General features: G+C 75.1%; 9 protein-coding genes. 8 read left to right on the top strand and 1 reads right to left on the bottom strand.

All coding sequences use genetic code 11. The features are described from left to right. Positions 1-94: 94 nt before the first annotated feature. The 6 genes from ACWDXC_RS14105 (at position 95) to ACWDXC_RS14080 (ending at position 9177) form a co-directional block, all read left to right on the top strand. Positions 95-1489: an MFS transporter gene (locus ACWDXC_RS14105; protein ID WP_357588188.1), complete on the top strand. Its 1395-nt coding sequence runs from the start codon at positions 95-97 to the stop codon at positions 1487-1489. Next, positions 1486-1911 carry a GAF domain-containing protein gene (locus ACWDXC_RS14100; protein WP_449981471.1) on the top strand — a complete coding sequence of 142 codons (426 nt, stop codon included), beginning with the start codon at positions 1486-1488 and terminating at the stop codon, positions 1909-1911. The genes ACWDXC_RS14105 and ACWDXC_RS14100 overlap by 4 nt, the downstream gene beginning before the upstream one ends. Continuing rightward, on the top strand, positions 1908-3116 hold the full coding sequence (locus ACWDXC_RS14095) for an amidohydrolase family protein (protein ID WP_449981469.1): 1209 nt from the start codon (positions 1908-1910) through the stop codon (positions 3114-3116). The genes ACWDXC_RS14100 and ACWDXC_RS14095 overlap by 4 nt, the downstream gene beginning before the upstream one ends. A gap of 152 nt (positions 3117-3268) precedes the next feature. Beyond that, entirely contained in the window at positions 3269-5212 is a 1944-nt protein-coding gene (locus ACWDXC_RS14090) for a hypothetical protein (RefSeq protein WP_449981467.1), read from the top strand. Then, positions 5209-7299 (top strand): hypothetical protein, encoded by a 2091-nt coding sequence (locus ACWDXC_RS14085; protein ID WP_449981465.1) that lies wholly within the window; start codon positions 5209-5211, stop codon positions 7297-7299. Before ACWDXC_RS14090 ends, ACWDXC_RS14085 begins: the two co-directional genes overlap by 4 nt. Positions 7300-7302: 3 nt before the next feature. Beyond that, entirely contained in the window at positions 7303-9177 is a 1875-nt protein-coding gene (locus tag ACWDXC_RS14080; RefSeq protein ID WP_449981463.1) for a protein kinase domain-containing protein, read from the top strand. 22 nt (positions 9178-9199) lie between these two features. On the opposite strand, the gene ACWDXC_RS14075 is transcribed toward ACWDXC_RS14080, so the two are convergent. Beyond that, complete coding sequence (locus ACWDXC_RS14075; protein WP_449981461.1) at positions 9200-9760, bottom strand: TetR/AcrR family transcriptional regulator; 561 nt, start codon at positions 9758-9760, stop codon at positions 9200-9202. A 111-nt stretch (positions 9761-9871) separates the two neighbouring features. On the opposite strand from ACWDXC_RS14075, the gene ACWDXC_RS14070 reads away from it, so the two are divergent. Together ACWDXC_RS14070 and ACWDXC_RS14065 are read left to right on the top strand one after the other, a co-directional pair. After that, positions 9872-11068, top strand: coding sequence for a serine hydrolase domain-containing protein (locus tag ACWDXC_RS14070; RefSeq protein WP_449981460.1), 1197 nt, complete (start codon positions 9872-9874; stop codon positions 11066-11068). 92 nt (positions 11069-11160) lie between these two features. After that, the gene (locus tag ACWDXC_RS14065; RefSeq protein WP_449981458.1) at positions 11161-11952 is read left to right on the top strand and encodes an SAM-dependent methyltransferase; all 792 of its coding nucleotides are present in this window, start codon (positions 11161-11163) and stop codon (positions 11950-11952) included. Positions 11953-11974 lie beyond the last annotated feature (22 nt).

Here is an 11974-nt window from a genome sequence, read left to right as displayed (position 1 = left end):
ATTGCAAGGACCATTGCATCTTGCCCGATTTGCACTATACGTTGCAATAACTCCCCCTCCCTGGCAGGGCCCCGTGCCCTAGGAAGGCTGTGCCATGACCTTGCTGGCCCGGCTGGACCGGCTCCCCCTGAGCCGTCCGCACTACCTCCTGCTCCTGATAGGCGGCCTCGGCTACACCTTCGACGGCATGGACTCGGCCGTCGTCGCGTTCCTGCTGCCGAGCGCCCAGGAGGCGTGGAACCTCAGCAACGGCCAGCTCGGCATCATCGGCTCCGCCTCGCCGTTCGGCTTCCTGTTCGGCGCGATCGCGGCGGGCCTGCTCGGCGACCGCATCGGCCGCAAGAAGGTCATGATGTACGCGCTCGCCTTCTACGCGGTGTTCTCCGTCGTGGCCGCGTTCGCGCCGAACTACGAGGTGTTCCTCGGCGCACGGGTGCTGGCCGGGGCCGGGGCCGGCGCGGAGAGCGCGATCATCGCGCCGTTCCTGTCGGAGTTCGTGCCCGCCAAGCGGCGCGGCTGGTTCATCGGCGCGCTGGCCGGGTTCTTCTCCTTCGGGTTCGTCGGGGCCGCGCTCATCGGCCGGTTCGTGGTGCCCACGTTCGACGACGGCTGGCGGATCGCGCAGATCATCACCGCGGTGCCCATCCTCATGCTGCTGTGGTGGCGGCGCTCGCTGCCGGAGTCGCCGCGCTTCCTGCTGCAGCACGGCAGGACCGCCGAGGCCGAGGCCGTGGTCGCCGACATCGAACGGCGGGTCGAGCTCGCCACCGGCCGGCCGCTGCCCCCGGTGCCCGAGACCGCGACCGCGCTGCCCGTCCAGGAGACGCCGAAGGTCACGCTGGTCAACGCCCTGCGGTTCCTGTGGAGCCGGGCGATGGCCAGGCGCACCGGCGTCATCTGGCTGATCTGGTTCGTGATCACGTTCTCGTACTACGGCTTCTTCTCCTGGATCCCCACCCTGCTGGTGGAGCGGGGCATCACGGTGACGAAGAGCTTCGAGTTCTCGCTGATCATCTACCTGGCGCAGATCCCCGGCTACTTCTCCGCCGCCTGGCTGTCGGAGCGGCTCGACCGCAAGAACACCATCGCGATCTACCTCGCCGGGTCGGCCGTCAGCGCCTTCTGGCTGTCGCAGATGGACACGCCCGTGTCGATCACGGTCGCGGGCGCCGTGCTGTCGTTCTTCCTGAACGGCACCTACGCCGGCGTCTACTCCTACACCCCCGAGGTGTTCCCCACCTGGATCCGGGCCACCGGAACCGGCCTGTCGAGCGCGTTCGGCCGCGTCGGCAGCATCCTCGCTCCCACCATCATCGGCGTGTCGTACGCAAGCCTCGGCTTCGGCGGCGTGTTCGGCATGACCACCGCCGTGCTCGCGGCCGGCGTGATCTGCGTGATGGTGTTCGGCCTGGCGACCGCCGGGCGTTCCCTGGAAGACCTGACCGAGCGGGGCGAGCCCGCCGGCGCAGCTAAGGAGATGACGTCGTGACCGGGCTGCCGGAACTGCAGGAGAAGGTACGCGAGCAGGTGGGCGCGCGGTTGTTCACCGTGCTCGCCTGGATTCCCGAGCGGCGCGCGCTGCGCCGCGTGCACAGCAGCCACCCCGAGCAGTACCCGGTGGGCGGCGAGAAGACGGTGGAGGTCGCGCAGGAGTGGCTGACCCGCTGCATCGAGCAGCGGCTGCCCTACCTGGGCCGCGACCGGGCCGCCGTACGCGAGATCTTCGCCGACCACGAGCTGATCGAGAGCCTCGGCTGCGGCGCCATCGTCAACGTGCCCGTCGTGGACGGCGGCGCCGTGCTCGGCGCGCTCAACATCCTCGACGCCGAGGGCAGCTACGACGAGACGTCCGTGGCCGCCGCCCAGGCGCTCGCGCCGCTGGCCGTGCCCGCGCTGCGGGGCGCCCGATGAGCCTGCTGCTGCGCGACGCCCTGCTGCTCGACCCCGCCACCGGCGACTTCACCGAGGCCGACCTGCGCTGCGCGGACGGGCGCGTCGCCGAGACCGGCCGCGGCCTGACCGCCCCCGACGGCACGCGCGTGGTCGACCTGGCCGGCGCGGTCGTCGTCCCCGGCCTGATCGACGCGCACGTGCACGTCACCGCCGCCACCGCCGACCTGGGCGGGCTGACCTCCTGGTCGCCCTCGTACGTGGCCGCGCACAGCGCCCGCATCATGGACGGCATGCTGGCGCGCGGCTTCACCACCGTCCGCGACGCCTCCGGCGCCGACTACGGGCTCGCCGACGCGCAGGCCGAAGGGCTGATCCGGGGGCCCAGGCTGCTGTTCTGCGGCCGGGCGCTCAGCCAGACCGGCGGCCACGGCGACTCGCGCGCCCGGGGCACCCGGGTGCACGACGACCACCCGTGCTGCGCCGGGCTCGGCCGGGTCGCCGACGGGGTCGACGCCGTACGCGCCGCCGCCCGCGACGAGCTGCGCAAGGGCGCCCACCACATCAAGGTGATGGCCTCCGGCGGCGTCGCCTCCCCCACCGACCGCATCGACTCCACCCAGTACTCGATGGAGGAGCTGCGCGCCATCGTGGAGGAGGCCGAGGCGGCCAACCGCTACGTGGCCGCGCACGCGTACACCGCACGCGCGGTCAACCGGGCGCTGGAGGCGGGGGTCCGCTCGATCGAGCACGGCAACCTGCTGGACGACCGGAGCGTGGAGCTGTTCCTGGAGCGTGACGCGTTCCTGGTGCCGACGCTGGTCACGTACTGGGCGCTGAAGGAGGAGGGCGTGGCCCACGGGCTGCCGGAGCCGAGCTGGCGCAAGGTCGACGCGGTGCTCGGCGCGGGCCTGGCCGCGCTGGAGCGCGCCGCCAGGGGCGGTGTGCGGCTGGTGTACGGCAGCGACCTGCTCGGCGGCATGCACCGGCACCAGAACCAGGAGTTCCGCCTGCGCGGCGAGGTGCAGCAGCCGCTGGACGTGCTCCGCGCCGCCACGGTGAACGCGGCCGAGCTGCTCGGCATGGCCGGCGAGATCGGCACCCTGGCCGTGGGCGCGCACGCCGACCTGCTGGTCCTCGACGGCGACCCGCTCGCCGACCTCGGCATCCTGGCCGACCCCGGCCGCATCCGGCACGTCGTCCAGGCCGGGGAGCTCGTCTCCTGAGCCGCCACCGCCGTGGCGGCCCGTCCCGGGCCCGGCGTGGGGACGTCCTCCTCCGGGCCCTGGCAGGGCGAGACGGGCGGCCGCCGGTCTTCCACGGCCGGAAGCGCCTGATCCATAATCAGGCGGTCGGCTGTCGATGAATTGCTGAGGCAATGACGGATATTTCCCCATTACAGCAATCCGATCCCGCGGACCTCGGCGGGTTCGTCCTGCTGGGACGATTACGGCACGACGACCGCGGGCCCGTGTTCCTGGCCCGCGACGCCGGCGGCCGGCACGTCGAAGTCGCCTGGTTGCCCGGCGGGCCCGGCGCGGCGGACCGCGTGACGGCCCTGACGGAGCTCGACGCGCCGTCGCTGGCCCGCGTCCTGGCCGCCGGGGTCGCTGGCGGCCGGGCGTACGCGGTGACCGAGCACGTCCCCGGGCGGTCTCTGGCCGACGCCGTCGCCGCCGACGGCCCGATGACGGGCACCGCGCTGCACCGGCTCGCCATCGCGACGGCCTCCGCCCTCGTGGGGCTGCACCAGGGCGGCGTCACCCACGGCGACCTGCGCCCCGGCACCGTCGTCCTCGGGCCCGACGGCGTCCGCGTCACCGGCTACGGCCTGGCCTTCCCTCCGGCCCCCACCGGCGCTCCCGAGCAGGTCATGGGCCCGGCGGACGACGTGTTCGCCTGGGCCGCCACCATCCTGTACGCCGCCACCGGTTCGGCCGATCGCGGCCTCCCCCACGAGCCCGGCCTGGCCGCCCTCGAAGAGCATCTGCGCCCCGCCGTCGCCGCCGCCCTGGCCGAGGACCCGGCGGCGCGGCCCGACGCGGGCGACCTCCTGCTCCGCCTCATCGGCCACTCCACCCGTACGCTCATCCCCGACGCCGCGCCCCGCTCCCCCACGGACGAGTCCCGGGCGAGCCCGGAGGCGGACGGCCCGGCGAGCCCGGAGGCGGACGGCCCGGCGAGTCCGGCGGGGGACGGCCCGGCTGTCCCGCGCCCGGCGCCGGAAGGCCACTCCCCTGGGATGGCCGCACCGTCTCAAGCCGGAGCGGCAGGGCGTACCCCGGGAGGCGGCGCCGCAGCCTCGGGCGGGGTGGCGTGGCGGGGGTGGCCGGGGCTGGCGGCGGGGGCGCTGGCCGTGGCGGTGGTCTCCGCCGGGGCGGGCCATCTGATCGCCGAACGGGTGGGCGCGGCCTCCCGGCCCGTCCCGTCGCCGACGCTGTCGCTGCCCGACCTGTCGGTGACCGCCGCGGGTCCGCGCGCGCTCCCGTCCCCGCAGGTCACGATGCGGGCGGCCGGGATCGCACTCTCCCTGTACGAGCATCCCGGCGACCCGCAGCGCGTCGTCGCGTACCGGAACGAGCGTGGCACCTGGCTGCGCGCGGCCCAGTGGGACGGGTTCATCGAGGCCGGGGTGACGGCGGACGACGTGGCCGCCTCGCCCGACGGCACCCGGGTGGCGTTCCAGGCGGGCCGTGACGTGACGGTCGCCGACCGCCGCTCCGGCGAGCGCTTCACCGTACGGGTGCCCGAGCGGGCCGCCTCCCCCGTGTGGGACCGGGCCTCGTCCCGGCTGCTCCTCACGGTGAGCGGCCCGAAGCGGAGGACGGCCGGATTCGCCGTCCTGGACACCGCCACCCGGCAGGCCCGAACCGTCCCCACGGAAGGCGACACGGGACCGTACGCCTGGACCCCCGGCGGCGACGGCGTCGTCGCCTCGCACGACAGCGGCGGCCACACCGGCCTGCGCTTCCGCGACCTGAACGGCCGGGAGGCGCGCACGATGCCGTGGACCGGGCCGAGCGTCGGCCGCGCCCTGTTCTCGCCGTCGGGCCGGCTCATGCTGACCGACTGCCCCAGCGGCGGATCCCATTGCGCGTGGGACGCCGCCACCGGCGTCCGCGTCGCCACCTACGTGAACACGATCAAGGGCGCGGAGATGTGGGGCTGGTACGACGACGACCACCTGATGGTCCTGGACCCGAGCCGGACGCCGCACGAGTTCGTGGCGCTGGACTTCCGTGAGGGCACCCGGCGGCTGCTGGCCACCCTGGAGGCGGCCGACGACACCCCCGGCCTGCGCCTGGCCCGGGCGGCCCGGTGAGCGCCCGCGCCGTGGGCGGCTACCGCCTCGCCGGCACCCTCCACACGGGCTGCTGCGGCGTCTCGTACCACCTGGCGACCTCCCCCTCGGGGCGCACGGTGGTCGTCCGCCACTACGGCAGGCCGGCCGAGCGCCGCCCCGACCTCGCCCGGCTCGCCCGCCTGCGCGAGGCCGCCCCCGTCGGCGCCGTGGCCGTCCTGGACGCGGGCCCTGACCACGTGGTCACCGAGTACGTCGAGGGTGGCTCCCTCCTGGCCCGCCTCACCCCGACCGCTGCCGCCGGCGGCCCCCGTGAGAGCGGAGGCGGGGCGGCCCGTACCCGATCGGACCCTGCCGCCGACAGGCCAGGTGGGGCGGGCAGTGGGGCGGTTGAGGGGGCGGCGTTGCGGCGGCTGGCGATCGGGACGGTGACGGCCGTGGCGGCGGCGCACCGGGCCGGGCTGGCTCCCGTGGGGATCCGGCCGAGCCGGGTGCTGCTCGGGCCGGACGGGCCGCGGCTGCTGTGCGCGGTGCCGGAGGTTCACGACGTGCTGAGCGGGGGGCACGACACGTCGCCGATCGATCTGGAGCCGGGTGACCTGTTCGCCCCTGAGCGGACGCGCGGCGGGGAGCTCGGGCCCGCGACGGACGTGTGGGCGTGGGCCGCGACGGTGGCGTACGCCGCCGCCGGGCGGGATCCGTTCGGCGGGGGCGGTTTCAGCGGGCGGCTGGCCCGGATGGCGGAGGGGGCGGCGAGCCTGGCCGCGCTCCCGCAAGGGCCGTTGCGTGAGCTGCTGGCCGACTGCCTGGCCGTCGATCCGGAGGCGAGGCCGACGGCGGAGCAGGCGCTGTTGCGTCTGATCGAGGAGACGGTCCTGGTCGTCCCGAGACCCGTCCCTGGGCCCGTCCCTGGGCCCGTCCCGCAGCCGGCCGGCGTGAGCGCGGTGGAGGCTTCCGGGGTGGAGAGGAAGCGGCGGCGGGGGGTCGTGGCCGCGGCGGGAGTGGTGATCGCGCTGGTGGCCGGAGGTGTGTCGGCCGGGGTGACGCTCGCCGTGGGCGAGCCGGGCACGGGGGCGGCGCGGGTGGCGCAGCAGGCGCGGCCCGGAGGGACATGGACGCCGAGAGCGGTGGCCCCGGCGGACGGGCCTCCCGCGGAGGGGGCCGAGGTGCCGCTGCCGGGCGGGCTCGGGGTGGCGTACGAGCATCCCGGCGACCGGGTGCGGCTGACGTCGGTGCGGGTGGGTGAGAGCCGCCGCTACACGCGGGACCCGCGGACGGGCCGGTTCGGCGACGCCGGGCCGCACACCGTGGTGGCGGAGGCGTCGCCCGACGGGCGTTACACGGCGAGCTTCAACACGCTGTACGCGGCCGCCGGGGATCATCTGGCGGTGTGGTTCGCCGACCATCTGACCGGTGAGCGGTTCAGCGTGCCGGTGCTGCGCCCGCCGTACCAGTCCGTCGGCCTGAGCTGGTCGCGGCGGGGTGACCGGCTGCTGCTGTCGGTGCAGCGGTTCGAGAAGGTCGGGGAGGAGAACCAGCCGTTCAGCGCCGGGTACGTGATCATCGACGTGGCGGCGCGGTCGGCCAGGTTCGTGCCGACGGGTGACGGGGCGGAGGTGCGGCAGGCGGCGCTGGCGACGGGCGGGAAGGTGAACCCGCTGAGCTTCTATGCCGAGTTCCGGTGGATGCCCGACGGGAGGTCGGTGATCAGCCGCTACCTGACGGCGGAGTGGGGGCAGGGCGTGCGCGTGCGGGACGCGGAGTCGGGCCGGGTGACGCGGATGATGCACTGGGTGGGGCATGTCGTGGGGGCGACGGACATGTTCTCGCCGAGCGGCGGCCGGTTCGTCACGAGCGGGTGCGCGAAGCGGTTCGCCGCCTGCGTGTGGACGGCGGCGGGCGGCGCCCGGGTGGCCACGGTACCGACGCGGAAGGGGGCGGGCATGGTGGGCTGGTACGACGAGGAGCACCTGATCCAGGTCGTGCCCGGCGGCGGGGACCGCAGCGAGGTGGTGGTGACGGACTTCGCCGGTGAGGTGGTGCGGGTGCTGGCCGAGCTGCGCACGCCGGGTGAGCCGCTGGTGGACGTGCGCTACACGCGGGGCTGACCGGTGGCCGCCGCGGTGCAGCCCGGCGATCCGGCGCGGATCGGCGCGTACGTGGTGCGCGGGCGGCTGGGCGCGGGCGGGCAGGGCGTGGTCTATCTGGCGCAGGCGCCGGGCGGGCGGCCGGTGGCGGTCAAGGTGCTGCGGGCCGCCGACGAGGAGGCCGCCGCGCTGCTGCGCCGGGAGGCTGAGGTGCTGCCCAGGATGGCGGCGTTCTGCACGGCGCAGGTCCTGGAGGTCGGCGCGGCGGGGGCCGAGCCGTACGTGGTGAGCGAGTTCATCGAGGGGCCGACGTTGCAGCAGGCGGTGGCGGCGCGCGGCCCGTTGCGGGGGCGCGAGCTGCACCGGCTGGCGGTGGGGACCGCGACGGCGCTGGCGGCGATCCACCGGGCGGGGGTGGTGCACCGGGATTTCAAGCCGGGCAACGTGCTGCTGAGCCCGGAGGGGCCGAGGGTGATCGATTTCGGCATCGCCCGGCCGGTGGGGGACGCGGGGGCGGGTGACGAGGTGGCGGGGACGCCGCCGTACATGGCTCCGGAGCAGTTCAGGCCGGGGGCGGCGGGCGCGGCGGCGGACGTGTTCGCGTGGGGGGCGACCATGGTGTTCGCGGCGTCGGGGGTGCCGCCGTTCGGGGCGGGGCCGCTGCCCGCGCTCGTCCACCGGATCATGCGGGCCGAGCCGGATCTCGGCGGGCTGGACGGTGACCTGCGTGAGCTGGTGGCGGTGTGCCTGGCCAAGGATCCGGCGCGGCGTCCGGCGGCCAGGGAGGTGCTGCTGCGCCTGCTGGGGCGCACGCCGTCGGCCGTGTCGGACCCGCTGGCGGCGGGCAGCGCCGCCGCCCGGGCCGGGGGTCCGGCTCCCGAGGGCACCGCGCGGCTCGCCGCACCGATGAAGGCGGGCGGGAAGGCGCGGGGGTGGGTGGTGGGGGCGGTGGCCTCGGTCGCGGCGCTGGTGGCGGTCGCGCTCACGCTGCTGTACGTCGCCGCCCGGCCGGGTCCGCCGGCTGCCGGCACCCGTACGGTCGTGGTGCCGGAGCTGGGCGCGACGCTGCACGAGCACCCGGCGGACCCGTTACGGCTGACGTCGTTCCTGCGCGGGTCCACGGACCTGAGCGAGGGCCTGGCGTTCGCCGCCGGGGTGCGGCTGCCGGGCGAGGACACGTTCCTGCCGGTCACGGAGCGGATGGCGCCGATGGTCTCCCCCGGCGGGGATCGGGTGGCGTACGTGCACGAGTCTCCGGACCTGGCCGTCGAGAACGCGGGGGCGGTGCGGTTCACCGCGCGCGACCTGACGGGCGCGTTCTGGGTGGACGTGGTCGAGCCGCCGCTGGCGCTGCGCCGCCCGTCGTGGTCGCCGGACGGCTCCCGGCTGCTGGTCACCGTGTGGGACCCCCGGCTGGACGACCGCACCACGGGGTTCGCCGTCGTCGACCCGGCCCGCCGCACCGCGTCCGTGGTCAGCGCCCCGGCGCCGGGCAAGGAGGACTACGTGTGGGCCTCCGGCGACACCCTGGCCCGCGCGTCGGGGGCCGGCGAGATCACCGTCCACTCCCCCGCCGGCGCCGTGCTGCGCACGCTGGGCGGGGTGCGGCAGCCGGCGGGCACGGTCCCGGTGTTCTCCGCCGACGGCAGGCTCGCCACGCTCTGCCCGGGGGCGGAGGACAGGGCGTGCGTGCTCGACGCCGCCACCGGCCGCCGTCTGACGACGCTGCCGCTGCCGGCGGGCGGCGTGCTCTGGTTCTGGTACGGGACGGACCACCTGGCCGTCTACACCGCGGCCTCCTCGGCGGTGCGGGCGGTGGATCTGACCGGCGAGCCGGTGCGCACGCTCGCCGAGTTCGCGACGGGGGGCGCCTGGACCGTCCACTGGGCGGCGCGCTGACCCGGAACACCGGTGCGCGCCGTCAGTCGGGCGGCTCCAGGCCGAGGATCGCGCCCGCGCCGCGCAGCAGCTCGGCGCGGAGCTCCGCCACGGGCACGTCGGGGAGCTGGCTGACGGGGTCGGCGACGGCGGCGAACGCCTGGGCGGCCCGTACGCGCTCGCGCCATCCCGCGCCGGGCCCGGCGAGCAGGTCGACCGCCCGGCCGGTGAAGGCGGTCACGCGCGAGATGACCTGCGCGCTCTCGTCGGCGTAGACGGAGGCGTCGCGCAGGAGCAGCGCCATCGTCCGGCGGTGGGCGAGCATGACGTCGAGGCACCCGGCGAGCAGGTCACGGCGGACGTCGGTCCCGGCGGGGGCGGACTCGGCGGCCCGGATGGCGGCTTCGAGCTCGTCGATCGGCGGCGTGACGAGGCTGTCGAGGATCTCGCTCTTGCTGCGGAAGTGGTGGTAGAGCGAGGGCTTGGAGATGCCGACCCGTTCGGCGACGTCGCGCATGCTGGCGGCGCGGTAGGTCTGGGCGGCGAACAGGTCGCGGGCCGCCTCCAGGATGCGCTGCCTGGTGTCGCCGGGTTCGTTACGCACTGACGCCGCCCCATCGAGCCGAAGGTGTGCCGCCCAGCCTAGCCGACCTTCCGGTCGGTAGGGTATGGTCACGTCCCGACCGACCGGTAGGTAGAGAGAAGGGCGTGGACGATGACACGGACCGACGGCATGACGGCGGCGGGCTACGAGCCGCTGCGGGAGGCGTTCGAGCGCAACTTCGCCGAACGCGGCGAGGTCGGCGCCGGGCTGACCGTCTACCGGGACGGGCGGCCGGTCGTGGACCTGTGGGGCGGCGAGGCCGACCCGGGCACGCACCGGCCCTGGCGGCGCGACACCATCGCCCCGCTCGCCTCCACCTGCAAGGTGTTCGCCTCGGCCGCGGTGCTGCTGCTGGCCGAGCGGGGCCTGGTGGACCTGGAGGCGCCCGTGGCCCGCTACTGGCCGGAGTTCGCGGCGAACGGCAAGGCCGGCATCACCGTGCGCACCCTGCTCGGGCACCGCGCCGGCCTGCCCAGCATGCACGCGCGGCCCATCACCTGGGAGGACCTGCGCGACTGGACCCCGATCACCGACACGCTCGCCGCCGCGGCCCCCGAGTGGCCGCCCGGCACCGCGCACGGCTATCACGGGGTGAGCATCGGCCATCTCGCCGGGGAGATCGTCCGCCGGGTCTCCGGCGTGACGCTGAGCGAGTTCCTGGCCCGGGAGATCACCGGCCCGCTGGGCCTCGACTGTTACGTCCGGGTGCCCGACGCCGCGCTGCCGCGCCTGGCGACGATGGTCGTGCCCGACGCCGACACCGTGCGCCTGGGCATGCAGGTGCCGGAGCTCGCCGGGTTCGTCGCGGCGCTCGCCGACCCCGGCAGCCTGTCCTACCGTTCCTTCTACGGCAGCGTCGCCATCGGCTGGGACGCCACCAACGACCCGCGCACGTACCAGGTGGAGAGCCCGTCGATGGACGGTGTCGCCTCGGCGCACTCGCTGGCCCGCTTCTTCGCCGCCCTGATCGGCGAGGTCGACGGCGTCCGGCTGCTCGGTCCCGGGCTGGTCGACCGGGTGCGCACCCCGCAGGCCGAGGGCATGGACCGCACCCTGTGCGCGCACACCGCCTGGGGGATCGGCTTCGCCGTGCCCGGCGGCCCGTTCTGGCCCGCGCCGCCGCGCCTGACGGGCCTGTTCGGGCAGGGCGGCGCGACCGGCTCGTTCGGCTTCGCCGACCCGGACCGCCGGATCGCGTTCGGCTACGTGCCCAACCGCGGCTCCGAGCTCCTCGAAGGCGGCGACTTCCGCGTCCGTTCGCTCATCGAGGCGCTGTACGCGACGCTGGAGGACCGGGAACGCGGGTGAGCCCGGGATTCGCGCACGAAGGGGCGTACATGTGGATCTTCAACGAGTAGGCTCGTCGGACATCCTGCCCCATTCGCCCGGGAAGGCGACCGATGACCGAAGAAGCGCTCAGCCGCATCAACACCGAGGTTCCCAGCCCCGCCCGCATCTACGACCTGTGGCTGGGCGGCAAGGACAACTACGAGATCGACCGGATCGTCAGCGAGCAGATCCTCCAGGCGGTGCCCGAGCTGCCGGTGCTCGCCCGGACCAACCGGGAGTTCCTGGGCCGCGCGGTGCGCTACATGGCGGGCCAGGCCGGGGTCCGGCAGTTCCTGGACATCGGCACCGGCATCCCGACCGCTAACAACACCCACCAGGTGGCGCAGTCGGTGGACCCGGCCTGCCGCGTCGTCTACGTCGACAACGACCCGGTGGTGCTGGTGCACGCGCGGGCGCTGCTGCAGGGCGAGTCGGAGGGCGACACCTCGTTCATCGACGCGGACCTGCGCGAGCCGGAGAAGATCCTGGAGGCGGCGCGCGACCTGCTGGACTTCGGCCAGCCGATCGGGCTGATGCTCCTCGGCGTGGTGGACTTCCTGCCGGACACCGGCGAGGCGCGGTCGATCATCGGGCGGCTGATGGAGCCGATGGCGCCGGGCAGCCATCTGGCCATCTCGCACGGCCTGGTCGGCAAGCAGCTGGAGGAGGGCGTGCGGCACTGGAACGAGAGCGGCGGCGCCACGATGACGCTGCGCACGCTGGAGGAGGCGACGAGCTTCTTCGACGGCCTGGAGCTGCTGGAGCCGGGCGTGGTCGCGCTGCCGAAGTGGCGGCCGGACCCCGACACGCTGTACGCGGACCGCGAGGCGGTCTACTACGCGGGGGTGGGCCGCAAGTCCTGAGATGGGATGCCGTGCCGGGGCG

It is taken from the genome of Nonomuraea sp. NPDC003214 (genome assembly GCF_053590035.1).
Note: the sequence above shows the minus strand (reverse complement) of the source record. Positions and strands in the feature narration are given on the sequence as shown.